This is a genomic window from Stenotrophomonas sp. Steno-Z4, assembly GCF_056393145.1.
In genome coordinates this window covers 412,493-438,476 of record NZ_JBWJPC010000001.1, presented here as the reverse complement: position 1 = coordinate 438,476, position 25,984 = coordinate 412,493, and the positions used below count along the sequence as shown (strand labels likewise).

General features: G+C 66.4%; 22 protein-coding genes and 1 riboswitch. Of the genes, 8 read left to right on the top strand and 14 right to left on the bottom strand.

The window, feature by feature from the left end:
• Window positions 1-85 precede the first annotated feature (85 nt).
• Window positions 86-2,566, bottom strand: a complete 2,481-nt coding sequence (locus AC06E7_RS01980; protein WP_095364331.1) for an acyl-CoA dehydrogenase — start codon at window positions 2,564-2,566, stop codon at window positions 86-88.
• Window positions 2,563-3,483 carry an alpha/beta fold hydrolase gene (locus AC06E7_RS01975; RefSeq protein ID WP_184126783.1) on the bottom strand — a complete coding sequence of 307 codons (921 nt, stop codon included), beginning with the start codon at window positions 3,481-3,483 and terminating at the stop codon, window positions 2,563-2,565. Before AC06E7_RS01975 ends, AC06E7_RS01980 begins: the two co-directional genes overlap by 4 nt.
• 176 nt (window positions 3,484-3,659) lie before the next feature.
• Between AC06E7_RS01975 and AC06E7_RS01970 the strand changes: the two genes are divergently transcribed.
• The gene (locus AC06E7_RS01970; protein WP_068853700.1) at window positions 3,660-4,262 is read left to right on the top strand and encodes a TetR/AcrR family transcriptional regulator; all 603 of its coding nucleotides are present in this window, start codon (window positions 3,660-3,662) and stop codon (window positions 4,260-4,262) included.
• Window positions 4,263-4,402: 140 nt separating this feature from the next.
• On the opposite strand, the gene AC06E7_RS01965 is transcribed toward AC06E7_RS01970, so the two are convergent.
• From AC06E7_RS01965 to hslO, 3 genes are all read right to left on the bottom strand, one after another.
• A complete protein-coding gene (locus AC06E7_RS01965; protein ID WP_478062732.1) occupies window positions 4,403-7,159 on the bottom strand; it encodes a TonB-dependent receptor in 2,757 nt (918 codons plus the stop codon).
• A gap of 369 nt (window positions 7,160-7,528) precedes the next feature.
• Complete coding sequence (locus AC06E7_RS01960; RefSeq protein WP_179197306.1) at window positions 7,529-8,353, bottom strand: XOO1806 family protein; 825 nt, start codon at window positions 8,351-8,353, stop codon at window positions 7,529-7,531.
• 152 nt (window positions 8,354-8,505) lie between these two features.
• The gene (gene hslO / locus AC06E7_RS01955) at window positions 8,506-9,399 is read right to left on the bottom strand and encodes an Hsp33 family molecular chaperone HslO (protein ID WP_307106545.1); all 894 of its coding nucleotides are present in this window, start codon (window positions 9,397-9,399) and stop codon (window positions 8,506-8,508) included.
• 83 nt (window positions 9,400-9,482) lie between these two features.
• On the opposite strand from hslO, the gene mtgA reads away from it, so the two are divergent.
• Genes mtgA through AC06E7_RS01940 form a run of 3 tightly spaced genes read left to right on the top strand, consistent with a single transcriptional unit; the run spans window position 9,483 to window position 11,646 of the window.
• The gene (mtgA, locus tag AC06E7_RS01950; protein WP_093532827.1) at window positions 9,483-10,232 is read left to right on the top strand and encodes a monofunctional biosynthetic peptidoglycan transglycosylase; all 750 of its coding nucleotides are present in this window, start codon (window positions 9,483-9,485) and stop codon (window positions 10,230-10,232) included.
• Window positions 10,233-10,235: 3 nt separating this feature from the next.
• Entirely contained in the window at window positions 10,236-11,255 is a 1,020-nt protein-coding gene (locus AC06E7_RS01945; RefSeq protein ID WP_478062730.1) for a glycosyltransferase family 2 protein, read from the top strand.
• Window positions 11,215-11,646: a CBS domain-containing protein gene (locus AC06E7_RS01940; protein WP_095364327.1), complete on the top strand. Its 432-nt coding sequence runs from the start codon at window positions 11,215-11,217 to the stop codon at window positions 11,644-11,646. The genes AC06E7_RS01945 and AC06E7_RS01940 overlap by 41 nt, the downstream gene beginning before the upstream one ends.
• A 217-nt stretch (window positions 11,647-11,863) precedes the next feature.
• Here the strand turns inward: AC06E7_RS01940 and AC06E7_RS01935 are convergent, their stop codons facing one another.
• From AC06E7_RS01935 to AC06E7_RS01920, 4 genes are all read right to left on the bottom strand, one after another.
• Entirely contained in the window at window positions 11,864-13,846 is a 1,983-nt protein-coding gene (locus tag AC06E7_RS01935; RefSeq protein WP_478062728.1) for an AsmA family protein, read from the bottom strand.
• A 480-nt stretch (window positions 13,847-14,326) separates the two neighbouring features.
• Window positions 14,327-14,959, bottom strand: coding sequence for a PAQR family membrane homeostasis protein TrhA (gene trhA, locus AC06E7_RS01930; RefSeq protein ID WP_245356625.1), 633 nt, complete (start codon window positions 14,957-14,959; stop codon window positions 14,327-14,329).
• A 63-nt stretch (window positions 14,960-15,022) separates the two neighbouring features.
• Entirely contained in the window at window positions 15,023-16,627 is a 1,605-nt protein-coding gene (locus tag AC06E7_RS01925) for a peptide chain release factor 3 (protein ID WP_093532832.1), read from the bottom strand.
• Between the two features lie 75 nt (window positions 16,628-16,702).
• Complete coding sequence (locus tag AC06E7_RS01920; RefSeq protein WP_478062726.1) at window positions 16,703-17,593, bottom strand: M23 family metallopeptidase; 891 nt, start codon at window positions 17,591-17,593, stop codon at window positions 16,703-16,705.
• 146 nt (window positions 17,594-17,739) lie between these two features.
• Window positions 17,740-17,859, top strand: a riboswitch (SAM riboswitch).
• Between the two features lie 78 nt (window positions 17,860-17,937).
• On the opposite strand from AC06E7_RS01920, the gene metX reads away from it, so the two are divergent.
• Genes metX through AC06E7_RS01905 form a run of 3 tightly spaced genes read left to right on the top strand, consistent with a single transcriptional unit; the run spans window position 17,938 to window position 21,295 of the window.
• Window positions 17,938-18,966 carry a homoserine O-succinyltransferase MetX gene (gene metX / locus AC06E7_RS01915; protein ID WP_478062725.1) on the top strand — a complete coding sequence of 343 codons (1,029 nt, stop codon included), beginning with the start codon at window positions 17,938-17,940 and terminating at the stop codon, window positions 18,964-18,966.
• Complete coding sequence (locus AC06E7_RS01910) at window positions 18,963-20,207, top strand: O-succinylhomoserine (thiol)-lyase (RefSeq protein ID WP_306987726.1); 1,245 nt, start codon at window positions 18,963-18,965, stop codon at window positions 20,205-20,207. Before metX ends, AC06E7_RS01910 begins: the two co-directional genes overlap by 4 nt.
• Window positions 20,204-21,295, top strand: coding sequence for a homoserine dehydrogenase family protein (locus AC06E7_RS01905; protein WP_478062723.1), 1,092 nt, complete (start codon window positions 20,204-20,206; stop codon window positions 21,293-21,295). The genes AC06E7_RS01910 and AC06E7_RS01905 overlap by 4 nt, the downstream gene beginning before the upstream one ends.
• Here AC06E7_RS01905 and AC06E7_RS01900 read toward each other — a convergent pair.
• Both AC06E7_RS01900 and AC06E7_RS01895 read right to left on the bottom strand, forming a co-directional pair.
• Window positions 21,258-22,253, bottom strand: a complete 996-nt coding sequence (locus AC06E7_RS01900) for an alpha/beta fold hydrolase (RefSeq protein ID WP_478062722.1) — start codon at window positions 22,251-22,253, stop codon at window positions 21,258-21,260. The two genes, AC06E7_RS01905 and AC06E7_RS01900, sit on opposite strands and share 38 nt — an antisense overlap.
• Before the next feature lie 50 nt (window positions 22,254-22,303).
• Window positions 22,304-23,686: an L-serine ammonia-lyase gene (locus AC06E7_RS01895; protein WP_478062721.1), complete on the bottom strand. Its 1,383-nt coding sequence runs from the start codon at window positions 23,684-23,686 to the stop codon at window positions 22,304-22,306.
• 86 nt (window positions 23,687-23,772) lie between these two features.
• Between AC06E7_RS01895 and AC06E7_RS01890 the strand changes: the two genes are divergently transcribed.
• Window positions 23,773-24,000: a glutaredoxin family protein gene (locus AC06E7_RS01890; protein WP_478063612.1), complete on the top strand. Its 228-nt coding sequence runs from the start codon at window positions 23,773-23,775 to the stop codon at window positions 23,998-24,000.
• A 31-nt stretch (window positions 24,001-24,031) separates the two neighbouring features.
• On the opposite strand, the gene AC06E7_RS01885 is transcribed toward AC06E7_RS01890, so the two are convergent.
• The 3 genes from AC06E7_RS01885 to AC06E7_RS01875 are packed head-to-tail and all read right to left on the bottom strand — an operon-like array spanning window position 24,032 to window position 25,862.
• Window positions 24,032-24,604 (bottom strand): YceI family protein, encoded by a 573-nt coding sequence (locus tag AC06E7_RS01885; RefSeq protein WP_320457517.1) that lies wholly within the window; start codon window positions 24,602-24,604, stop codon window positions 24,032-24,034.
• Window positions 24,605-24,606: 2 nt separating this feature from the next.
• The gene (locus AC06E7_RS01880; RefSeq protein ID WP_068853683.1) at window positions 24,607-25,179 is read right to left on the bottom strand and encodes a cytochrome b; all 573 of its coding nucleotides are present in this window, start codon (window positions 25,177-25,179) and stop codon (window positions 24,607-24,609) included.
• Entirely contained in the window at window positions 25,176-25,862 is a 687-nt protein-coding gene (locus AC06E7_RS01875) for a YceI family protein (RefSeq protein ID WP_478062719.1), read from the bottom strand. Before AC06E7_RS01875 ends, AC06E7_RS01880 begins: the two co-directional genes overlap by 4 nt.
• Between the last annotated feature and the right edge of the window lie 122 nt (window positions 25,863-25,984).

The following is a 25,984-nucleotide window of genomic DNA, read 5'->3' as shown; positions in this document are numbered from 1 at the left end:
CGGGTCTCCCGGAAAGCGGCTGCGAGGAAGGCAATGAAAAACGGCGGACCGAAGTCCGCCGTTCTGGGGTGTGTCGAGGCTGGCGTTATGCCGCTTCCTGCGACTGCGCGTCCTTGCGTTCGCGGTCGTAGTAGCTGGCCGAACGCAGTTCGTGCGGCTCGAAGTCGTCCACCGTGATGGTGTCCATGGTCAGCGTGCGCAGCTCTTCCAGCAGCGTGCGCTCGTCCTGGGTGATCACCCCTTCGGACACCGCTTCGTCGAGCTGTGCGTTGAAGTCCAGTGCTTCGATGCCCTTGGTCTTGAGCGCCTTGATGAACTTGCGCTCCACCGGCTCGGCCATGATCGCCTTGGACAGGTAGCTGTTGATGCGGCCGCCCGGGTTGTTCTCGCACGGGGTCAGGAACACGCCACTGGCGAGGCGGTCGCGCGCTTCGTTCGGCGCCATCAGCAGCGCCGCCACGCGGTGGCCCAGACGGTCGCCCGGGGCTTCGGCACGGCGGCCGAACGGGAAGATCAGCAGCCACATCAGCCAGCCGATCGGGCGGATCGGGAAGTTGCGCAGCGCGGCGGAGAGCGATTCCTCGATCTTGTGCACGCTGTCATGGAACGCCCAGGCGAGCAGCGGCTGGTCAGCCACCGGCGCGCCTTCGTCGTGGTAGCGTTTGAGCATGGCGCTGGTCATGTACACGTGGCTCAGCACGTCGCCCAGGCGACCCGACAGCGATTCCTTGAACTTCAGCTTGCCGCCGAGGGTCATCATCGAGATGTCGGCCATCAGCGCCAGGTTGGCCGAATAGCGGTCCAGCTTGCGGAAGTAGCGGCGGGTGTAGGCATCGCCCGGGGCGGCGCCGAAACGCGCGCCGGTCAGGCCCAGCCAGAACGAACGCACCGCGTTGGAGATGCCGAAGCGGATGTGCCCGAACAGGCTGCGGTCGAAGGACTGCAGGCCGGCCTTGGTGTCCGGATCCTGCGCCGCCTTCATTTCCTGCAGCACCCACGGGTGGCAGAGGATCGCACCCTGGCCGAAGATCAGCAGGCTGCGGGTCATGATGTTGGCGCCTTCCACCGTGATCGCGATCGGCGCGGCCTGCCAGCTGCGGCCGGCGAAGTTGCGCGGGCCCAGGATGATGCCCTTGCCGCCGATCACGTCCATCACGTCCGAGATCACTTCACGGCTCATGGTGGTGCAGTGGTACTTGGCGATGGCCGACGGCACCGACGGCACGTCGCCGCGATCCACCGCCGCAGCGGTGGCCTGGCACAGCGCGCTGATCGCATAGGCCTTGCCACCGATCCGGGCCAGCGCCTCTTCCACGCCTTCGAAGCGGCCGACCGACAGGCCGAACTGCTTGCGGATGCGCGCATAGGCACCGGTGACCACCGCACCGGCCTTGGCACCGCCACTGGCGGTGGAGGGCAGGGTGATCGAGCGGCCCACGGCCAGGCACTCGTTGAGCATGTTCCAGCCCTTGCCGGCCTTCTCGGCACCGCCGATCAGCTGGGTGAGCGGAATAAAGACGTCCTTGCCGCGGATCGGACCGTTCTGGAAGGTCGAGTTCAACGGGAAGTGGCGACGGCCGATCTCGACGCCGGCGGTGTCGCGCGGCAGCAGGCCCAGGGTGATGCCGATGTCGCGGGTCGGGCCGATCAGGCCGTCCGGGTCGTACATGCGGAACGCCATGCCGATCAGCGTCGCGACCGGGGCCAGGGTGATGTAGCGCTTGTCGAAGGTGAGCTTGACGCCGAGCACCTGCTCGCCGTTCCACTCGCCCTTGCAGACGATGCCGTAATCGGGAATCGAGGTTGCATCCGAACCGGCGAACGGACCGGTCAGGCCGAAGCACGGTACTTCGCGGCCATCGGCCAGGCGCGGCAGGTACTGGTCCTTCTGTTCCTGGGTGCCGTAGTGCACCAGCAGTTCGCCCGGGCCCAGTGAGTTGGGCACGCCGACGGTGGAGCTGACCACGCTCGACACCGACGCCAGCTTCTGGATCACCTTGTGGTGGGCCAGCGCGCTGAAGCCCAGGCCGCCGTACTCCTTCGGGATGATCATGCCGAAGAACTTGTTCTTCTTGATGAACGCCCACAGCTCCGGCGGCAGGTCGGCGTAGACGTGGGTGATCTCCCAGTCGTTGACCATCGCGCACAGTTCTTCCACCGGGCCGTCCAGGAAGGCCTGTTCTTCAGCGGTGAGCTGCGGCTTGGGGTAGTTGAGCAGCTTGTTCCAGTCCGGGTCGCCGGTGAACAGCTCACCTTCGAAACCGACCGAACCGGTTTCCAGCGCGATGCGCTCGGTCTGCGACAGCGGCGGCAGCACCTTGCGGAACACCTTCATCATCGGCGCGGTCAGCAGCGGCTTGCGGATGAACGGCAGCAGCAGCGGCACGGCGATGACGGCGACGATCGCCGCAGCCACGATCGTGGCGGTCTGGTTGACATAGGGGACGAACCAGCAGGCCGCCAGCAGCACCAGGCTGACGAGCGTCCAGGTGATCAGCCGCATCCGGTGGTAGGCGACGATGGCGCCTGCCAGCAGGATGGCAAGGAAGGGAACGACAATGCTCATGAGCGTGCTCCGGTGACGTGCTCGGTTGTGGCGGACTGTGCCACGGCGGAGGCCGAGGGCAACACGTCCAGATAGTCCAACACAGTAGCGGTAAAGGCGTTGTTGTCGTCGCCGGCGACCATATGCGTGGCCTCCGGCAGCTGCACGTGGCGCGCGTGCGGCACCAACGCCAGGAATTCGGCCACCGTTTGCGGGGTGACCAACGTGCTGCGCCCGCCGCTGACCAGCAGCACCGGACACTTCACCTGGCGCGCTGCGTCTGCAAGCGCGTCCTGATGCTGTTCGCTGTCGCGCGCCAGTTCGGCGACCAGCCGCGGGTCCCAATGCCAGCGCCAGCGCCCGTGGCCATCCTCGCGCAGCAGGGCGCGCAGCGACTCTTCCGACTTGCGCGGGCGGTGCGGCAGGTAGGCCGAGATCACATCGGCCGCCTGTTCCAGTGAAGCGAATCCTTCCGGATGCGCGGTCATGAACATCAGGATTTTCTCGACCCCGGCGGTGTCCCAGCGCGGGGTGATGTCCACCAGCACCATCGCCGAGAACAGGCCCGGCCAGCGCGCTTCGGCGAGCAGGCCGAACAGCCCGCCCATCGACGCGGCGACCAGAATCGGCGGCTGCGGTTGTTCGCCGGCCAGCACGATCAGGTCGTCGGCAAACTGTTCGCCGTGATAGGCGAGGGTGGCCGGGTTCCAGTCCGAGTCGCCATGGCCGCGTGCATCGTAGGCGAGCGTCTGATAGCCGGCGGCGGCCAGCGACTGCGCGGTGGCAGTCCAGGCGTGCCGGGTCTGGCCGAAACCATGGGCGAACAGCACGGTGCCGCGGCGCCCTGGGGCCGAGCGGGTTGCCGCCAGCACGGCGTCGTGTGCGGCGGTGAGGCGCTCGTCGGTGGGGACGGATGGGCGGGAGGCGGGAGTTACCATACTTGCTAGTATGGACCTGGCTTCTGGCATGTCAATACTCTCTAGTATGGTTGGTATTCCCAAGCAGCCACGCAGGGCGTGGCACTACCCGGTGCGGCCCGACAGCGCAGGGGTTTCCGGCCGCGGTTTCGGGCAATTCCACACAAACCGACCCCGGCGTATGGTTAAATCAGCGCATGAATGAACCTGAAGCTTCCGCCGGCGAGCCCCGAGCCGGCCGCAACAGCCGCCTGAGCGCGGAAGACTGGGCGCAGGCCGCCTTGGATCTCATCGCTGAACAGGGTGTCGGCGCGGTCGCGGTGGAGCCGCTGGCCAGGCGCCTGGGAGTGACCAAGGGCAGCTTCTATTGGCATTTCCCTTCGCGCGATGCGCTGCTGCAGGCCGCCTTGGAGCGCTGGGAGCTGTTCGAACAGGAGCAGGTGTTCGGCAGCCTGGAAGATGTGCCGGATCCGCGTGCGCGCCTGCGCCAGCTGTTCCAGGTGGTGGCGCACGAAGTGCAGCCGCACATCATCTACAGCGAACTGCTCAAGGCACTGGACCATCCGATGGTGCGGCCGGTGATCGACCGCGTGTCGCACCGTCGCCTGGAGTACCTGGTGGCTTCGTTCCGCCAGGCCGGATTGAGCCGTACCGATGCGCAGCATCGTGCGCGTCTGGCGTACGCGGCGTACGTGGGCTTCCTGCAGTTGTCGCTGCAGCTGCAGCAGCCCAAGCCCGCGCGCGAGGATTTCGAAGCGTATGTGGAGCATGTGATCGAGACGCTGATCCCGATCGGTTGAGCGCACTGCGCAGGTAAGGAAAAGGCCGCGGTATGCGGCCTTCTTCATGCCTGGAAAATGACGCCGGAGGCAACGCCGGCACAAAAAACAACGGCCCCTTTCGGGGCCGTTGCTGCATCAGGTACCGATCAGTGGATCGATCAGAACTTCTGCTTGTACTGCATGTAGTAGTAGCGGCCCGGCAGGTCGTACTGCGGGTCGAACATGTTGTACGACACCGAGTAGGACACCGGCGGCTGCTTGTCCCACACGTTGTTCAGACCCAGCATGACGGTGCCGTTCCACGGGGTGTTGTAGCGGAACTGGACGTCGTGGTAGGTGGTCGCACCGATGTGGTTCTTCTGGCCGTCCGGATCCGAGCAGTAACCGCGGGTAGCGGCGCCCAGCAGGCAGTCTTCGGTCATGCCGGACTTGTAGCGCAGGCCGTAGTTGACGCCGAAGTCGCTGAAGGACCAGTCGACGTACAGGTTGGAACGGATGCGCCAGTACGGATCCTGGTTCAGGTAGTCACCCTGGCGGCCGTCGACTGCGGAGTCGGCGGTGGCCTTGGTTTCCCACTTGCTCAGGTAGGTGCTGTCCCAGCTGACCGTGAACTGGCCGAACGAGGTTTCCGGCAGACGGTACGCCACGCCCAGGTCCCAGCCTTCCACGTTGTACGAGGACAGGTTGAGCAGCGGCATGTCGACGTTGACGATCGCGTAGTTCTCGTCGGCTGCGCCGTAGTTCGGGTCACGCGTGATCAGCGGGCAGTACTGGGCCTGCTCCTGCGGCGTACCGCCGTAGCAGCGGCTCATGATGTCGTCGATCGACGGACGGGTGATCGAGTCTTCGATTTCGATCTGCCACCAGTCCAGCGTGACGTTCAGGCCGGTCACGAAGCTCGGGCTCCACACCAGGCCCAGCGTCTTGCTGGTCGAGGTTTCCGGCTTCAGGTTCGGGTTGGACTGCCAGGTGAACGGTTCGACAGTCTGCAGCGGACCCGGCTCGCCGTCGGTGTTCGGCTGGACCAGGCCAGCCGGCACGCCCTGGGCCTGGCACTGGGCCAGCACGCCACCGGTCGGGTTGTTGGCCGCGGCGCAGGGATCAGCGTAGGTTTCGAACGAATCGGTGTCGCCGCGGTACAGATCGTTGATGCTCGGCGCGCGGAAGCCTTCCGAGTAGTTACCGCGGATCATCAGGTCGTCGATCGGCTTCCAGCGGAACCCGAACTTGTTGTTGGTGGTGTTGCCGAAGTTGCTGTACTTCGAGTAGCGGGTCGCCACGCTGAAGTCGAGCAGCTGGGCACCTGGCAGGTCAGCCAGCACCGGGATCGACAGTTCGAGGTAGAACTCGTCCAGGTCGTAGCCACCCTTGGTCGGGCTGGCGCCGTTACCGGTGCTCAGGCCGGCCGCAATGAAGGCATCCGGATCGAACTGGCCGGTTTCCTTGCGGTACTCGTAACCGGCTGCGAAGGCCAGGTCACCGGCCGGCAGCGGAACGATCGTGCCGGAGATGTTGGCGTAGTAGCCCTTGGAAACCTGCGACGCCGAGTCATGCGCGGTGAACGAGGTGTAGTCCAGCGCAGCCTGCGAGATCGAGCCTTCCGGACCCAGCGGGTTGATCGGCGAGCAGCCCGGGATGATCGCGCCACCAGCGCCGAAGCAGACGGCCTGGCCGGTCACCGGGTCGATACCCGACGGGCCGTAGGCCGCGTCCAGGTTCTGCACGTTGAACAGGCCGTAGGTCAGGTCGTTCTGGTCGGTCTTGTCGTAACGGTAGCCGACATCCCAGTCGAAGGTGCGGTCAGCCACTTCGAAGAAGCCTTCGAAGCCACCGTAGAAGTGCCAGTTCTTGACGTTCTGGTTGAACGAACGGCCGCCGGTTTCATTGAAACGACGGTTCACGCCGGTCAGGTCAACGCCGTACGGGTTGTACATGCTGGCGGCGTCGAGGGTCAGGCCAGTCACTGGCATTGCGGCCAGCAGCTGCTCGGACTTACGCTCGTTGTACATCGCTTCCGTACGGAAGGTGATGTTGTCGGTCACGTTGTACGAGCCCGAGGCGAACAGCGAGGTGCGCTCGTTCGGGGTCAGCAGGTAGTTGTCCGGGGCGGTGTTGTAGCCGTGCACGTTGGACACGAACGGGGTCTGCACGCCGTTGATGTCGACGTAGCGACGGCCGTTGAACAGGTACGAACCCGGGATGCCGGTGCCGCTCTGGCCGCTGAAGAACGGGGGGCCACCGGCGGAGATCTTGCGATCACCGGCCATGACTTCGCGTTCGTTGACGTAGGCGGCGCCGATCATCACCGACGCGCGGTCGGTGGTGGTGCCCAGCACGAAGTCGGCGGCTTCACGCTCGCCGTCGCCCGCGCTGTACTGGCCCTTGTAGAAGTTCGCTTCTGCGCCGTCGAAGTCCCTCTTGGTGACGATGTTCACCACGCCGGCGATGGCGTCGGAACCGTAGATCGTCGAGGCGCCGTCCTTCAGCACGTCGATGCGCTCGACCATGGCCACCGGAATGGTGTTCAGGTCGACGCTGCCGTCCAGGCCGGTGGTCCAGCGGCGGCCGTTGACCAGCACCAGGGTACGCTGGCTGCCCAGGTTGCGCAGGCTGATGCCCGACGAACCATCGCCACCGTTGTTGAAGGTGCGGTTCAGTGCGGCGCCGTTGGCGGCGACGCGCTGCAGGATGTCGGCGACCGAGGTCACGCCCTGCTTGTCGATGTCCGCGCGGGTCAGGCTCAGCACCGGCTGCGAGGTCTCGATGTCGGTGCTCTTGATGCGCGAACCGGTGACCGAGATGCGGTCCAGGTTGGTCGTATTGGCAGCTTCCTGCGCCTGCGCGGTGGCGGTGCCGGCCGCGACGACCAGTGCAACGACCACTGCATCACGCAGCTTGTTGGACTTAAAGTTCATTGCTCTCTCTCTCCAAGGGAATCTTGGGTATTCACTGGGGTGTTTGCCTCAGGCGGTGCCAATAGAGAGCACCAAAGACCACAAGGCTGACTCGATAGTAACTGCCGCTTCGAAAGAATTAAAGTAGCGTTAATGAAGTCTGTGATCTGTGTGAAATTCGGCAAAGTGCTTGTGGATCAAGGCCCTTGAGAGGGTTGTAAGCGTCAAATGACTCATTTGTTAACAAATTGTTAGCAAAATAGTTGCAGTTGTTTTGTCACGCTCTGTATCAGGTTGGCGTGTTCAGTGACCTCAACCGGGGCGCTGGAACGACAAAGGCGCGCCAATGGCGCGCCTTTTCTGGTCTTCCCGGGTTATCGAAACCTGGACTCAGAGGTCCTGCTCGTACCGCACGTAGGGCACGGTGCCCTCATCGGTGCTCTCGTTGCGTGGGGCGAACGGGTTCTTGCCGCGGGTGATCACGTTTTCGGCACCCACGGTGAGCTGGCCGCTCCACGGGGTACGCCAGGTCAGGCCCACGCCCAGGCCTTCCCACTTGCCGGGCTGGCCGGGCACGTCGACCACGCGGCCGATGATGTTGCCGCTGAAGTTGCCGTAGCCGGCACCCAGGGTAAGGCTCTTGCTGTCCCAGCGGTCCACCAAAGCCGGGGACACGTCGGACAACGGCACCAGGCGTGCCTTGGCGTAGGTGCCGCCAATGGAGACGAAGCCTTCGCGGCCGATGTTCTTCTGGCCGAACACGGTCAGGTCGTTCTGCTCGGCGCGCAGCGCCGGCGATTTGTTCGGGCCGGCCAGCCAGGCGGGCAGGGTGTCCTTGCCAGTGCCGGCGGTGATGCCGACGCGACCGCCCGGGCGGTTGAACGCGGCGGTGCCGGTGACGCGGCGGCTCAGCGCGTTGTCGTCCTCGTCACCCAGGCTGGCCAGCATGCAGTGGCTGGCCAGCCCGCTGATGCTGGTGCCGCGGCTGCTGTTGCAGAGCAGGCCAAGCGAATCGCCCGAGGACAGCCCGAAAGCGGCATCCAGCGAACTGCGCCCGAAGTGCCAGCGGGCGCCGGCAGCCTGTTCCCCGGTGGGTTCCAGGTAAAGCAGGGCTTCGACCTTGCCGCTGCCCTTGTTCCAGACCGGAATCACCGTGCTGTCCTGGCGGGCCTTGGACTGCGCATAGGCGCCCGGGATCGCGGCGAGGGCGATCATCAGGGCCAGCGGTAGACGCAGAAGGGCGCGCATGGGAATTCTCAGACAGCGGTAATGAGCACAAGTTCCCGCCGAAGCGGGACACTGATCCTAGGGCGTTTATGAATTCTTAACAAGTCTTGGTTCTCCCCAGAACAAAACTCGCGCGGCGATTACTGAAGCCGTTCAGGTGCCGGTGAGGAAACAACGGCGTCGCGGAACAGTATGTCGAATTCCGTCAACGGAAAGTGATACTCCCGTCCGCAGAATTCGCAACGGATGTCCACGGACCCCGTGGGTTCGGCGGCCGCCCGGGCTTCCACTTCGCCCAGCGACTGCAGCATGCCCTCCACCCGTTCGCGCGAGCAGGAGCACGCAAAGCGGAGCGGGCGCTCGCCCAGCAGCTCGGGGGCCTGTTCATGGAACAACCGGTGCAGCAGCTCATTGCCGGCCACGTCCAGCAGTTCCTGCTTGCCCAGCGTCTCGAACAGCGCACTGGCCCGGGACCAGCCGTCGGTATCGCCCTCGTCGCCGGGCAGCTTCTGCAGCAGCAGGCCGGCGGCCCGGTCGCCATCGGCGGCCAGCAGCAGGCGCGTGGGAAGCTGTTCGGACTGGCGGAAGTAGTCTTCGAAGGCCTCGTCCAGTCCGGATGCGCCCAGGCCGACCAGGCTCTGGTAGCGCTGTGGCTCGCGCGGGTCCAGCCCGGGGTTTTCAATGGTGATGGCCAGCAGCGCGTCCTCGCCCAGTGCGGTCAGGTCGCGCGGGGCATCGCCTTCGCCGGACAGCTGGACGATGCCGCGCAGGGTGCCGGCGGCGGTGCATTCGGCAAACAGCGTGCGCATGGCGGTGTTGCTGCGCAGCTGGATCGACAGCCGGCCGTCCACCTTGGTGTGGCCGGTGAACAGCGCCGAGGCCACGGTGGCTTCACCCAGCAGCTCGGCCGCGGCCGGCGGGTAGGTGCCGTGGGAGAGGATCTGCTGCCAGCTGGCGTCAAGGTGCACGTGCACGCCGCGCACGCCGGCATCGGGAAGCAGGAAACGGGTGAGGGAATCGGTCTGGGCGGTCATCGGGTCGGTGGCTGCGCTTAAGTAATGAGGGCGTGTTGCCGGATAATGCGCCGACAACCGTGCAAGCAGAGGATGCACCACTAATGGGGGCAGAGCGCAGCAACCACAAGGCCGAACCGGGCCTGGAACCGACCCGCCGGCGCCGCTGGCGCTGGAAACACCTGCTGTGGCTTCCGGTGCTGTTCGTGGCCGGCAGCGTGCTGCAGGTGGCCGTGCTGCGCTTCATCGACCCGCCGCTGTCGACGGTGATGCTGTGGCGCTATGGCGAGGCGCTGGGCCAGGGCGACTGGAGCTACCGGCTGCATTACCAGTGGCGCGACCTGGACCAGATGGCCCCGAGCCTGCCCATTTCGCTGGTAGCGGCAGAAGACCAGCGCTTTCCCGAACACAATGGCTTCGACCTGCAGGCCATTGAAAAGGCGCGCGACCACAATGCCCGCGGCGGGCGCCTGCGCGGCGCCAGCACCATCAGCCAGCAGGTCGCCAAGAACCTGTTCCTGTGGCAGGGCCGCAGCTGGATCCGCAAGGGGCTGGAGGCCTGGTACACGCTGCTGATCGAAACACTGTGGCCGAAGTCGCGGATCCTGGAGATGTACGCCAACATCGCCGAGTTCGGTGATGGCATCTACGGTGCGCAGGCGGCATCCAGGCAGTTCTGGAACAAGGATGCGGCGCGGCTGTCGCCGGCCGAAAGCGCAAAGCTGGCGGCCGTGTTGCCGGCTCCGCGCCGGTACAACGCCGCACGCCCCGGCCCGTACGTGCAGCGACGCGCCGCCTGGATCCAACGACAGGCGCGGCAGCTCGGCGGCGGCGCCTACCTGAAGGATGAGTGAGCCATGACAACTGAACGCCTTACCCTGGTCATCGCGGCCCACAACGAAGCGCTGGCGCTGCCCCTGCTGCAGCCGCGCCTGCGCGCGGTCCTGGATGGACTGGAGGGCGTCGAGGGGCGGATCGTGTACGTCGACGATGGCAGCACCGATGCCACCTGGCAGGTGATGCAGGAACTGGCCTCAGCCGACAGCTGTGTGGGCGTGCTGCGCCTGTCGCGCAACTTCGGCAAGGAGGCGGCATTGACGGCCGGACTGGATTTCGTGGACACCGGCGCGGTGATGATCCTCGATGCCGATGGCCAGGACCCGCCCGAGCTCATTCCGGAGTTCGTGGCGCTGTGGCGGCAGGGCTATGACAACGTGTACGGCACCCGCCAGGTGCGCGACGGCGAAAGCTGGCTCAAGCGCAGTACGGCGGCGGCGTTCTACCGGGTGATCGGGCGGCTGTCGAGGATCCCGATTCCAGCCGATACCGGCGATTTCCGCCTGCTGTCACCGCGCGCGCTGCAGGCGCTGGGTCAGCTGCGTGAACGCCACCGGTTCATGAAAGGATTGTTCGGCTGGGTCGGCTTCCGCCGCGTTGCGTTGCCGTATCACCGGCATGCGCGGATGGTGGGCGACAGCAAGTTCGGGTTGTGGAAGCTGTGGAACTTCGCACTGGAAGGCATCACCAGCTTTTCCACGGTACCGCTGCGGGCGGCGACCTACCTGGGAATGGCCACGGCAGGCGTGGCATTCCTGTTCGGCGGATGGGTGGTGCTGAAGGCAGCGCTGTACGGCGACCGGGTAGCCGGCTACCCCACGATGATGGCGGTGATCCTGTTCCTGGGCGGGGTGCAGCTGATCGCGCTGGGCCTGATCGGGGAGTACCTGGGCCGGCTGTACGAGGAATCCAAGCAGCGGCCGTTGTACGTGGTTGACACCTGGCATGCGCCGTTCGTGGCAGACTCGGGCGTGCATCCCATCGGTGGAGAGCAGCGAGATGACCACGGTACGACAGCTGTTGGAAGGCAAGTCCCCTGAGGTGTTCGCGGTAGGCCCGGAATCGGCGGTGATCGACGCGATCCGGTTGATGGCCGACAAGGGCATCGGCGCGGTTCTGGTGATGGACGGCCGCAGCCTGGTCGGCATCCTGTCCGAACGCGATTACGCACGCAAGATCGTGCTGCATGACCGCTCTTCGAGGTCGACGAAGGTCAGCGACATCATGACCGCCAAGGTGGTGACGGTGGCGCCGTCCGAGCAGGTGGAGCACTGCCTGCAACTGGTCACCGACTACCGCATCCGCCACCTGCCGGTGGTGGACAGCGGCGGCGTGATCGGCGTGATCTCCATCGGCGACCTGGTGAAATCGGTGATCGACGAACAGGCCCAGAAGCTGGACCAGCTGCAGCAGTACATCGTCGCGGGCTGAGCTGGCTGCGGGTATTTTCAATCGAAGAGCAGCGCTTTTATTTTCCCGAGCAGGGCGGCCGACGGGCAGCCCTCTACGGGACACGCCGTGAACCCCTCCATGGGGGCTTGGCAAAAACATCCATGTTTTTGACAGTCCCTACGAGGGCTGCCCGCCGGCCGCCCCCGATGGTTGGTCGTGCGCGGAAACGAGGAGCAGCCACGCAGGGCGTGGCTCTTTACTTCGCGTACCGGCCGCCGCAATTCGAATCCTCACCTGGCCCGGTTTCAATCGTGGCCAGCAGCGCGGCAGGCGGGGCAATGCTGCCGAGCGTAAGCGCGATGGCACCACGCAGCCCGAGCGCCTTGAAGTCCGGCCGGAACGACGGATCCTTGAACGTGCCGCCGATGCGCAGCGGCGAACGCAGTGCCAGGATGCTGATGTCCTTCGGACGGGGGCGCAGCAGCAGGTCGAGCTTTTCCTGCTTCAGGTCTACCGTGCCTTCTCCAAGGATCAGCGTATCGGTGGTATCAAACGCCAGCTGCTGCGAGGTCATCAGGCCCTGCTTCACGCCGAAATCGCCCCACGCGCAGCGCAGCGGAATCTGCTTGTCGCCGGTGAACAGGAACTTCAGCGATTCGGCCACGTCCAGGCCGGCCAGTTCCATGATCAGGTTGCCGACATGGCCGCGGCCGATGCCCACCGCAACAGCGCCATCGGAGCTTCCCAGCATGGATGCGATCGAGTTGCCGTTGCCGCTGAGGTTGATCTCACCACTGATGCCACCGGAGGCCTGCTCGGCCAGTTTCGCGTCGGGGAACAGCCCGCCCAGCTGCACCTTGCGGATGCTGGCCTTGAGCTGGGTGGCAATGGTCGGCTTGCGTGCATCCATGCGGATGGTGCTGCGGATGTCGCCGCCGGCGACGCCGAAGTTGAGCGGCTCCAGGCGCAGCAGGCCGTCGTCCAGCTTCAGGTGCGCATCCATGTCGTCCAGCGGCAGCGCGGGGGAGTTGATGCGCTGCGCCTTCCAGTGCACATCGGCATCCATCGCGCGGAGCTTGCTGAGGTCGTAGGGCGTATCCGGAAGCACGCGCGCCTTCACTGCGAGTGCGGCCGCCTTGGCCTTCTGTTCGGCATTGGCCGATTCGCCGGCGCCGGTCTTGGGCGGGGCGCCGACGAAGCCGGCAAGGTCATCGAAGTCCAGGCGCTTGGAAACAAGCTCGGCCTTGAGGAAGGGGCGGTCGCCACTGACGTCGATCTGCGCGGTACCGCCCAGGTCGCTGTCGCCGGCGACACCGGTAAAGTTCTCGTACCGCCAGACATCGTTGTTGCGCTTGAGGCGGCCTTTCAGGCGATACGGCGGGGTGGAGGGGATGGCCAGGCCGATCAGTGGATACAGGTCTTCCATGTCCTGGCCGCTGAGCGCGAAATCAAGATCGAAGGTGCGCAGGGCGAACGGGTTGGTCAGGGTGCCGCTGGCAATGGCGTGGGTACTGCCGGCACGCCCATCCAGATGGATGCGGAACGGATGCTCGCTGTTGGTCAGTTCCAACGGCGATTCGGTGTTGCCCGCCAGGGTGAACGGATTGCCCTGCCAGCGGCCTTTGCCGCTGACCAGCAGCGGCGGTGCGCTGTCGGCATTGCGTGGTTTGCCGCTGGTGATGGCGACCAGGATGTCGGTCTTTCCAGCGGCATCAAGGAACTTCAAGCGGCCATCGTCGACCAGCAGGCGTTGCAGCACGGGCGGCTCGCCATCGCTGGGGCCAAGAAAATCCCAGTTGCCGGGCTGGTCCTTGCCGGGCGCGGTTTCCAGCAGCAGGTCGGGGCGGGTGATGCGGATTTCCGGAATGCGGATATCGCCACGCAGCAGGGGCCAGGCGCGCAGGTCGATCTCGGCGCGGTCGGCGCTGGCCATCCGTGGGGTCTTGGACCATTCGGCATTGGCGAAGGTCAGGCCATCGGCGCGCACGGTAAGGGTGCGCCCGAGATCGACATCCAGATTGCCGCCAATATGGAATTCCCGGCCGGTCTTGGCCTGCACGGCGCGCTCGACGGGGCCTTTGAACCAGTTCCAGTCCCACAGCGCGATCACCAGCAGGATCAGCGCGAAAAGGAAAACCAGCACCGCCAGCCAGCGCTGCCCGCGCTTGCCCGGTCGGCGAAAACGCCAGCGTGAGCGGGAGGATGGCGCAACAGGCGTAGGAGCGGGAACGGTATTCACCCGCCCATCCTTGCCCGTTCATCGTGCAGGCAACGCGAAGCATTGGTAAGGATCGCGTCAGTGTGGCGCCAAAAGCAAAGCCAGAGCCACAGCCAAGGCCAAAGCGCGTGCTGTTCACTTTTCCGAGCTGGGGCGGGCGGAGGTATGCCATTGCGGGACACGCCGTAAACCCATCCATGGGGGCTCGTTCGCGCCATCCATGGCGCTCTACGGTCCCGCAATGGCATACCCCCGCCCGCCCCCTCAGCATTGCGTCGGCGGACAATGGAGCGGATTTCTGCTCTTGATCTTCGTTGGTGGCCGACCAACTGTCGAAGGGGCGGTGTGGGTGGGTTGACGGGACCGTAGAGCGCCATGGATGGCGCGAACGAGCCTACAAGGACGTACTTGCGGCGTGTCCCGGCGACCCACCCACACCGACCCTAAACAGCAAGCAAACGGCAACCTGCTGTTGTTGTTGCTGTTGCGGTTGCCGTTGCTTCAAAGAATCTGCGCAGTAACCGCAACGAAGTGACAGACACTTCCGCCGATCACGAACAGGTGCCAGATCGCGTGGGAGTAGGGGATGGATTCGCGGTGGTAGAAGTAGGTGCCCAGCGTGTAGGACAGGCCACCGGCAAACAGCCAGCCCAGGGTCCAGCCGTCGATGTGGGACCACATCGGCTTGATCGCCACCAGCACCATCCAGCCCATCGCGATGTAGATGATCGTGGAGAGCAGCTTGAAGCGGCCGGTGAAGAACAGCTTGAAGATCACCCCCGCCAGTGCCAGCGCCCAGATCGCGGTGAACATGCCCCAGCCCCACGGGCCGCGAAGGCCGATCAGGGTGAATGGGGTGTAGGTGCCGGCGATCAGCAGGTAGATCGCGCAGTGGTCGAATACTTTCAGTCGGCCCTTGGCGATCGGGTGCTGGATGGCGTGGTAGAGCGTGGAGGCCGTGTAAAGCAGCAGCAGTGCCACGCCGAACACGATGGCGCTGGCCAGCTGCCAGGCGTCGCCGTAGATGGCGGCCAGGGTGATCAATACCGCGCTGCCGGCAAGCGCGGCGACCGCGCCCAGCCCGTGGGTCAGGGCGCTGGCGATTTCTTCACGTACGGAAGCAACAGAGGTCATGGCGATGATCGTCGCGCGGGGAGGGGGAGCCCGCTCCCCCCTATCATCGCCGGTTTCGCCAGGTCAGGCGACCGACATGCTGTGCGCCGCTTCGCGGGTTGCCGCGAAGCGCACGTCCGGCGCGCGTTCCTGCGCCAGCTGCAGGTTGACCCGGGTCGGCGCCAGGTAGACCAGCTGGCCCGCCGCGTCGATGCTGAGGTTGCCCGCATTCTTCTCGCGGAACTCTTCCAGCTTCTTCGCATCGTTGCAGGTCACCCAGCGTGCCGTGGTCACGCTCACCGGCTCGAAGGTCGCTTCCACGCCGTACTCGTCCTTCAGCCGGTAGGCGGCCACGTCGAACTGCAGCACGCCCACCGCGCCCAGGATCAGGTCGTTGCTCATCAGCGGGCGGAAGAACTGGGTGGCCCCTTCTTCGGACAGCTGCGCAAGGCCCTTCTGCAGCTGCTTGAGCTTGAGCGGATCGCGCAGGCGCGCGCGACGGAACAGTTCCGGCGCGAAGTTCGGGATGCCGGTGAAGCTCACCGCTTCGCCTTCGGTGAACGTGTCGCCGATGGAAATGGTGCCGTGGTTGTGGATGCCGATGACATCGCCCGGCCATGCTTCAGCGGCGATTTCGCGGTCGCTGGCCATGAAGGTCAGCGCGTTGGCCAGCTTCATTTCCTTGCCGGTGCGCACGTGGAAGGTCTTCATTCCCGCTACGAAGCGCCCCGAACAGACCCGCATGAACGCCACGCGGTCACGGTGCTGCGGGTCCATGTTGGCCTGGATCTTGAACACGAAGCCGGTCAGCTTGTTTTCCTGTGGGGCGATCACCCGACCAGTGGTGGCGCGTGCCTGCGGCGACGGCGCGTGCTCGACGAAGAAGTCCAGCAGCGGCTGCACGCCGAAGTTGTTCACGCCCGAACCGAAGAACACCGGCGTCTGCCTGCCGGCCAGGTAGGCGTCAAGATCGAACGCGTGGCTGGCGCCCTGCACCAGTTCCAGCTCGTCGCGCAGCTCGGCCAGCATGCCCGCGCCGATCTTTTCGGCCAGGCCCGGTGAATCGATCGACGGGAAAATGGTCGAATCCTGCCGGGTGAAGTTGCGGCCCTGTTCGTACAGGTGCACTTCGCCGCTGATCAGGTGGACCACGCCCTTCAGGCGCTGGCCCATGCCGATCGGCCAGGTCACCGGCGCGCACTGGATACCCAGCACGCTTTCCACCTCGTCCAGCAGGTCGATCGGCTCCTTGCCCTCGCGGTCGAGCTTGTTGATGAAGGTCATGATCGGGGTGTCGCGCAGGCGGCACACCTCCATCAGCTTGATCGTGCGCTCTTCCACGCCCTTGGCCACGTCGATCACCATCAGCGCCGAGTCCACCGCGGTAAGCACGCGATAGGTATCCTCGCCGAAGTCGGCGTGGCCGGGGGTGTCGAGCAGGTTGACGATCTTGCCTTCGTACGGGAACTGCATCACCGATGAAGTGACCGAGATGCCGCGCTCCTTTTCCAGCGCCATCCAGTCCGAGGTGGCATGGCGCGCGGCCTTGCGGCCCTTGACCGAGCCGGCCATCTGGATCGCACCGCCGAACAGCAGCAGCTTCTCGGTCAGCGTGGTCTTGCCGGCGTCAGGGTGGGAAATGATGGCGAAGGTGCGGCGGCGCGCAGCTTCGGTAGCGACTTCGGACATGGCGTGACGCGCCCGCCCGGGGCGCTTCTCATTGAGATAAGCCCGCCAGTATACCGGGCCGCCCCGCCCGGCGGGTCAGTGGCTGGCCGCGTCGCCGCCGTCACCCTCTTCACGCGCGAAGTGCAGCTCGCCCTGGGGGGCCACGATGCGTACCGGAATCGAGCGCAGCTGCATGCCGGCATTGGCCTGGACCACGAAATGCAGGTGTGGGGCGGTGCTGTAGCCGGTGTTGCCGGAAACACCGATGCGCTGGCCGGCCTCGACCCGCTGGCCGCTGCGCACCAGTACCCCGTTTTCGCGCAGGTGGGCGTACACGGCCATGCTGCCGTCTTCATGCAGGACCCGGATGAAGTTGGCGCGGTCGCGGTCGCGCGCGGGATCCTGCCCGTTGCCGCTGAAGTTGCCCTGCACCTGCATCACCTTGCCCGCGCGGGCAGCAAGCACGGGGGTGCCTTCGGGCAGCGCGAAGTCCACCGCGTCGCGGTTTTCAGCATCGTTGTGGCTGAAACGCCCCTGCGGCGCCTGGCTGACCTGGAACCGGCGCGCATCGAAGGGCAGCTGGTAGGCCACGTCCTGCGGCCGCGCCGCCGGGTCGCCGGGAACCGCGTCCAGCAGCAGGTTCAGGCGTTCGGTATCCGGTGGCAGCTGCAGCCGCGCCACCACCACGCTGGCCGAGCCGGGCAGCACGGTTTGCAGGGGCAGCCCCGGCAGCAGCGCGGCACCCGCGTCCTGGCGCAGGGCGATCTGCACCGGACCGGTGAGGTGGTTGTCGACCCGCGCCTGCCAGTACGCGGCACCCCCTTCGAGCTTCACCGAGGCCAGCGTGCCGCTCCGCGCCCCCTGCGGCGCCTGGTCGGCCGGGCGCACCAATCCCCAGCCGCCGCGCCAGTCCGCTCCACCGTTGGATTCAGCGGCCGGTGCCAGCAACGGGCACGCCAGCAGGGTGAGCAGCAGGATCCGGCGCATCAGCGAGCTTCCAGTGAGGGTGCGCGGACTCTACGCAACCGCGTTCGTTCAGGAAAGAGGGGCGGCTGCGGGCTGATGAGAAAAAACTATATCGCTTCATCCAGATGGAAGGATTGACATGCCCGGAATGTGCTGGCATCGTGGCTCCACCATCGAGACCGGCAGAGGGACAGGCCCTTTGAAGCCGGGGCAGCCCGCAGGCGCGAAAGCGACCTGCGTAGGTGCCAAATCCTGCGGGGACCGTGGTGTCTTCCGAAAGATGGTTCGAACCGTGCACCGTGCGTGCGCTTCGAACGCGAGCTCCGCGAAAGCTCGATGGCCGTTTTCCTCTTCGGGATATCGCCATGAGCTTCGCCACCGCCGCCGTTGCTTCCGACTCCTTCGCCCCCTTGAGCGTTCCGGTTGATGCCGGGCGCAGCGCCGTTCGTGGCGAGATCGCCGCGATTCTGTCGATGCGCCACGGGGGAGCACGCCCGGTGCGGCTGCGCTACGAACTGGTGGGCCGTGAAAAGGCGCCCGTGGTGGTGCTGGCCGGTGGCATTTCCGCACATCGGCATGTGGCCGCCAATGCCGAGTTCCCCGAGAAGGGCTGGGCGGAGGGCCTGGTAGCACCCGGTCGCGCACTGGATCCGGCCTCGCGCCGCATCCTGGCCTTCGATTTCATCGGTGCCGACGGCGCACTGGACCTGCCGATCGACACCGCCGACCAGGCCGATGCGCTCGCCCTGCTGCTCGATCACCTCGGCATTACCCAGCTGCAGTGCTTCGTGGGCTACTCCTACGGTGCGCTGGTGGGCCAGCAGTTCGCAGTGCGCCACCCGCAGCGGTTGGCCAAGCTGGTCGCGGTCAGCGGCGCGCATCGCCCGCATCCCTATGCCGCCGCCTGGCGCGCGCTGCAGCGCCGCGCGGTTGCGCTGGGCCAGCTGCAGTGCGGCGAAAGCCACGGCCTGGCGCTGGCCCGGCAGTTCGCCATGCTCAGCTACCGCACCCCGGAAGAATTTGGCGAGCGCTTCGATGCACCGCCGGAAGTGGTCAACGGGCGTGTCCGCGTGGCGGCCGAAGATTACCTGGATGCCGCCGGCGCGCAGTACGTCGCGCGCACCCCGGTGGAGGCCTACCTGCGCCTGTCCGAATCGATCGACCTGCACCGCATCGATCCCGCCGAGATCAGCGTACCCACCGTGGTGGTGGCCGTAGAAGGCGACCGCCTGGTGCCGCTGGCCGACCTGGTCGGCCTGGTTGAAGGGCTGGGCCCGCGCGGCAGCCTGCGCGTGCTGCGCTCGCCCTATGGCCATGACGCCTTCCTCAAAGAAACCGATCGCATCGACGCGATCCTCGCCACCGCATTCCGTACCCCGGGAGAAAACGCATGAGCCAGTCCGCCGGTTCCGAGCCGACCTGTAGCCGAGTCACCGCCGCCGTGCGCGCCGGTATCGATCGCGATACCGCGCACGGGGCGGTGACCCCGCCGATCGTGCTGTCGTCGAACTTCAGCTTCGATGGCTTCGGCAACAAGCGCCAGTACGACTACACCCGCAGCGGCAACCCCACCCGTGACCTGCTCGGCGAGGCGCTGGCCGAACTCGAAGGCGGTGCTGGCGGGGTGATCACTTCCACCGGCATGGGCGCGATCAACCTGGTGCTCAATGCGCTGCTGGAACCGGGCGATATCCTGGTGGTGCCACACGACGCATACGGCGGCAGCTGGCGCCTGTTCAACGCGCTGGCCAAGAAGGGCCACTTCCAGCTGGTCACCGCGGACCTGACCGACCCGCGTTCGCTGGCCGACGCGCTGGCGCAGTCGCCCACGCTGGTGTTGATCGAGACCCCGTCCAACCCGCTGCTGCGCATCACCGACCTGCGCTTCGTCATCGATGCCGCGCACCGCGCCGGTGCGAAGGTGGTGGTCGACAACACCTTCCTGTCACCGGCGCTGCAGCAGCCGATCGCCTTCGGCGCCGATGTGGTGCTGCATTCGACCACCAAGTACATCAACGGCCACAGCGATGTGGTCGGTGGCGCCGTGGTGGCGCGCGATCCGGCGTTGCACGAGCAGCTGGTGTGGTGGGCCAACGCGCTGGGCCTGACCGGTTCGCCGTTCGATGCCTTCCTGACCCTGCGCGGCCTGCGGACGCTCGGTGCGCGGCTGCGCGTGCACCAGGAAAACACCGCCGACATCGTGAAGCTGCTGGCCGCCAGCGACGCGGTGGCCAACGTCTACTATCCCGGCCTGGAATCTCATCCCGGCCACGCGATTGCCGCGCGCCAGCAGAGCGGGTTCGGCGCGATGCTGTCGTTTGAACTGGCCTCGTGCCCGGGCGATGACCCGCACGCGGCGGTGCGCGCCTTCGTCGATGGCCTGCGCTGCTTCACCCTGGCCGAATCGCTGGGTGGGGTGGAGAGCCTGGTCGCGCACCCGGCCACCATGACCCACGCGGCGATGACCGCAGAGGCCCGCGCCCATGCGGGAATCAGTGAAGGCCTGCTGCGCCTGTCGGTGGGTATCGAAGCGGCTGAAGATCTGGTCGCGGACCTGCAGGCCGGCCTGGAGCGGGCCCAGGCGGTGATCGACCGCCAGGCGCAGCTGGCTCAGCGCAGGCTGGTGGACGCATGAGCGCGGTACTGCCTTTTGCGCGACCGGCGCCACGTCGCTTGGCGTTGCTGGGTACGGGCACCGTTGGAACCGCGTTCGTGCAGCGCTATCAGGCGCTCGAAGCACGAGGCGTCGAGTTGCCCCAGTTCTCGTGGCTGGCCAACTCGCGCACGGCACGCGCCTGCGAACAGCAGCCGGCGCAGGCCCTGGAGCGCGCCAACGATGCCGCGCGCACGGCGCCCGCGCTGCAACCCTGGGCCGAAGCCGAAGGTCTGCAACGCGGCGACGTGGTGGTGGACGCCACCGCCAGCGACGATGTGGCCAACTGGCATGAGCAGTGGCTGGCGCGCGGCGTGCACGTGGTGACCGCCAACAAGCTGGGGCAGGGTGCACAGCTGGCGCGTGCACAGGCCATCGTCGGCAGCGGGCTGGACGGTGGTGCGCGTTACGGCGACAGCGCCACGGTTGGCGCAGGGCTGCCGCTGTTGAGCAGCCTGCGCGGGCTGGTGGCCGGCGGCGACCGCATCCACCGGGTGGAAGGCGTGCTGTCGGGGTCGTTGGCGTGGCTGTTCCACCACTACGACGGTCAGCGCCCCTTCTCGGCGTGGGTGCGCGAGGCGGCGGGCGCCGGATACACCGAGCCGGACCCGCGCGTGGACCTGTCCGGTGAGGACGTGCGCCGCAAACTCCTGATCCTTGCCCGCGCCAGCGGCATCGCGCTGCGCGCCGAACAGGTGGCCGTGAACTCGCTGGTGCCCGATGCACTGGCGGCGCTGCCGACCACCGCGGCGATCGAACAGCTGGCCTTGCTGGACGCGCCGCTGCAGCGGCACTGGGAGCAGGCACGCGCGCAGGGCGGCTGCCTGCGCTTCATCGGCGGCTTCGACCACGACGGCGCCTCGGTCGGGCTGCGGATCGTGCCGCTGGACCATCCGCTGGCCGGCGGTGCGCAGACCGACAACCGCGTGGCGATCCACAGCGACCGCTACAACGTGCAGCCGTTGTTGATCCAGGGGCCGGGCGCGGGGGCCGGGATCACCGCCGCCGCCTTGTTGGACGACGTGTTGTCGATCACTCGCCCTTCAACGCCTTCAACAACGCCGCGTTGAACCGCGACGGGTCCTGCACCTGCGGCGAATGTCCCAGGTCGTCGAAGCTCACCAGCGTCGCGCCGGGGATCGCGGCGGCGGCAGCCTTGCCCAGGGCAGGGTAGTCGCCCAGCGCAGCTTTCAATGCCGGCGGGGCCAGGTCACGCCCGATCGCGGTGCGGTCCTTCTGGCCGATGAACAGCGTGGTCGGCACGCGGATGTTGGCCAGCTCATGCACGACCGGCTGGTTGAACACCATGTCCGAGGTCAGCGCCTGGCTCCAGGCCACGGCCTGCTTGCCGGGGCCGGCATACATCCCGGCCTGCATGCGTGCCCAGTGTTCGAACTCCGGCGTCCACTGGCCGCTGTAGTAGACCTCAAGCTGGTACTTCTTGATGCTGTCGAAACTGGTGTTCAGTTCGTTGGCATACCACGCATCCACGCTGCGCCAGGGCACGCCCTTGGCCTTCCAGTCTTCCAGCCCGATCGGATTGACCAGCGCCAGCTGGCGCAGCTGCTGCGGATACATCAGCGCGAACCGCGCGGCCAGCATGCCGCCCATCGAATGGCCGACCAGGTCGACTTTGGTGGTGTCCAGTTTGAGATGCGCCAACAGCGCCTGCGTGTTGGCGGCCAGCTGGCCGAAGGAGTACTGGTAGCGCAGTGGCTTGCTCGATTTGCAGAAGCCGATCTGGTCCGGCGCAATCACCCGGTAGCCGGCGCTGCTCAACGCGGTGATGGCATCACGCCAGGTGCCCGCGCAGAAATTCTTGCCGTGCAACAGCACCACCGTGCCTACCTGGCGGCCGGCAGGCGCCACGTCCAGGTAGGCCATTTCCAGCGGCTGGCGCTGCGAATCGAAGCTGAAGGTCTTGACCGGCCAACCGTAGTCGAAGGCCTGCAGGCGCGCGTCGTAGGTGTCGGCGGCGAACGAGGTCAGGGGCAGGCAGGCAAGCAGGGCGGCGGCCAGGATGCGCATGGCGGTCTCCAGTGGGGGAACCCCGAGGATAACCGCCCGCGCGTCTCCGATCAGCACTCGATGACGTTGACCGCGAGCCCGCCGCGGCTGGTTTCCTTGTATTTGTCCTGCATGTCGCGGCCGGTATCGCGCATGGTCTTGATCACCTTGTCCAGCGACACCTTGTGCTTGCCGTCGCCGCGCATGGCCATGCGCGAGGCGTTGATCGCCTTCACCGCGCCCATCGCATTGCGCTCGATGCAGGGAATCTGCACCAGCCCGCCGATCGGGTCGCAGGTCAGGCCCAGGTTGTGTTCCATGCCGATTTCGGCGGCGTTCTCGATCTGGCTGGGATTGCCGCCCAGCGCGGCGACCAGGCCGCCGGCGGCCATCGAGCAGGCCACGCCCACTTCGCCCTGGCAGCCGACTTCGGCACCGGAAATCGAGGCGTTTTCCTTGTACAGGATGCCGATCGCGGCCGAGGTGAGCAGGAAATCGAACACGCGCTGTTCGTTGGCGCCGGGGCAGAAGCGGTCGAAGTAATGCAGCACCGCTGGCAGCACGCCGGCCGCACCATTGGTCGGCGCGGTGACAACGCGGCCACCGGCCGCGTTCTCTTCGTTGACCGCCAGTGCGTACAGGTTGACCCAGTCCAGCGTGGTGAGCGGGTCGCGCATGGCCGCTTCCGGCTTGGATGAAAGCTCGCGGTACAGCGCCGGGGCGCGGCGCGACACATGCAGGCCACCGGGAAGCGTGCCTTCCTGGCGGATGCCCCGGGCGCAGCATTGCTGCATCGCGTCCCAGATCTCGCGCAGCTGGTCGCGGATCTCGTCTTCGCTGCGCCAGCACTTCTCGTTCTCGAACATCAGCTGGGCAATGCTCAGCCCACTACGTGCGGTCTGCGCCAGCAGCTCGTCGCCGCTCTTGAACGGGAAGGGCAGCGGGGTTTCATCGGGCACGATGCGGTCATCGGCCGCGTCGTCCTGGTTGACCACGAAGCCACCGCCCACCGAGTAGTAATCGCGCGTGGCGATCACCTGGTCCTGCGCGTCGTACGCGGTGAAGCGCATGCCATTGGTGTGGTAGGGCAGCTTCTGGCGCTTGTTCAGGCCCAGGTCGCGCTTCTCGTCGAAGGCGATCTCATGGGTGCCCATCAACCGGATGCGCCTGCTGCTGCGGATCCGCTCGAGCGTGCCGGGAATGATGTCCGGATCGATCTGGTTCGGTCGCTGGCCTTCCAGGCCCAGCAGCACGGCCTTGTCAGTGCCATGGCCGCGGCCGGTCAACGCCAGCGAGCCATACACGTCGGCGCGGATGCGCACCACGTCCTGCAGGCAGCCCGGGTCCAGCAGCCAGCGGTGCACGAAGCGTTCGGCGGCCTTCATCGGTCCTACGGTGTGCGAGGAGCTCGGGCCAATGCCGATCTTGAAAACGTCGAACGTGCTGACAGCCATGATTGCCAAACTGCGGGTATCGGATGGAGCACTATTCTATGCTGTCCGGGCCCGCCACCCTGGCTGCAACGCAACATATCGACCTTATGTTCATCCTGTACCAGCGCGACGACTGCCACCTCTGCGACCTGGCCCTCGCGGTCCTGGCCCAGGCCCGGGTCCCCGGGCTGGACAGTGTCTTCATCGATGATGACGCGGCCCTGGAGGCCCGCTATGGCAGCCGGGTGCCGGTGCTGTGCGATGGGCAGGGGCGTGAACTGGAATGGCCCTTCGATGCGTCCACCCTGTCGGCGTGGATGAGCGGGCACCGGTAGCGGCGGCCGTTGGCCGGCGCCATGGGAGGGGTTACTTCGCCTGCAGCTTGACCACGGTGCTGATCGCGGTGTCGTCCGGGATGTTCCTGGTGTCTTTCCAGTCGTCACCGCCGCCCACGCCGAAGTCCAGGCGCTTGACCGTGGCCTTGCCGGTCAGCACCGGGTTGGGACCGGGCTTCCATTCGAAAGTGAAGGTAACCGGCTTGCTCACCCCGCGCAGTTCCAGCGTGCCATTGGCCACGTACTTGTCACCGCTCCTGGTGAAGCCTTTGGCGGTGTATCGGGCTGTGGCGAACTTGGCCACATTGAAGAATTCCGCACCCTGCAGCGTCGAATCGCGGTCGCTGTTGCCCGACGTTGCGCCGGCCAGTGGAATGGTCACGTCCAGCGTGCCGGCGGCGGGGTCGACCGGATCGAAGCTGACCTTGGTCGAGAAGCCGGGGAAGCTTCCAGTGAACACTTCACCGTCATATTTGGTGGCAAAAACCAACGTGGAGCCGTTGTTGGCGGCCTGCACGTAGTCGGCGGCCAGCACCGGGGCGGTGGCCATCAGGCCGGCCAGCGCGGCAGCCACGGCGGCGGGGGAGGTGAGCTTGATGTTCATCGTCAGTCCTTCTGGGGGGAGGCGAGCCAGCCCTGCGGCAGCATGCGCGCAAGCGTGGCATCGCGTTGGAAAAGGTGGTGGTACAAGGCAGCGCCGGCATGGGCGACCACCACGGCGATCAGCACCCAGAAGCCCCACTCATGGATGGCATGGGAAATATCGCGCGCGCCCGGGTTGGGCGCGACCAGCTTCGGCACGTCGACCAGCCCGAACCAGCGGAACGGCCGCAGGCCACTGGCCGAATCGTAGACCCAGCCCGACAACGGCAGCGCGAACATCAGCACGTACAGCAACCAGTGGGTGGCCGAGGCGATGCGTTCCTGCCAGGTCGGGGTGCCGGGTACCGGTTCGGGCGCGCCGGCATACAGGCGCCAGCCCAGGCGCAGCGCCACCAGGGCCAGCACGGTGATGCCCAGCGATTTGTGCGCGGTGTAGACCCAGAAATACTTCGGGGTGCGTGGCAGTTCGCCCATGGTCAGGCCGACGATGCCGAGCAGGAGGATGAGCAGGGCGATCAGCCAGTGCAGTCCCTGGCTGACACTGCCCCAGCGGTCACGGGTGTTTCGGGTCGTCATGGCGAGCGCTTCCGGGCTGGCGAAGTAGAGGGAGTGTCGGAGTCGTCGATCGGTTCCGGAGTTGCCGGCGGGTCGACGGACGGTATGTCCTGCGGATCGGTGGCACTGCGGTCGCGAATGGCTTCGGCTTCGATGCGCAGCTGGACCTGGTCGCCGATCATCGACGGCCACGCATCCACCCCGAACGCGCTTCGGCTCAGGGTGGCGGTGGCTGAAAACCCGGCAGTACGGCGGAATGGCGGCATCGGGTGGCGCTTGACGGCGTTGAGCGTGACATCAAGCGCGACCTCGTGGCTGACCCCGCGCAGGGTCAGCTCACCGATCACCCGCGCATGGGTGGCATCGACCGGTTCGATGCGGGTGGATACGAACCGGGCCTCGGGATGGCGCTCGGCATTGAGCAGGTTGCGCGCCAGCGCGGCCTTGTTCCATTTGTCATCGCCAAGATCCAGGCGTTGCAGCGGCACGCTGACCGTGAGCGTGGCGCTGCTCCAGTCGTCGGGATCGAAGGCAAGCACGCCTTCGCTGCCCGAGACGGTGCCCAGTGCCTGCGAGAAACCGGCGTGCTCCACCGCGAACAGCACCCGTGTATGCACCGGGTCGAGGCGGTAGGTATCGGGCGCGGCGCTCGCCGCCCAGGGGGCGGTACACAACAGCAGGGCAAGGGTCAGGCGCTTGGTCACGGCCGGCTCCGTTCAGGGCTGGGCCGATCATACGCGCTGCTCCGTGATGCCTGGCAGCACCATGGCTGCAACAGATCGTGGTGCGCCCCGCAGCGCGCGACCGGGGCGTTGTGCAGCGCACT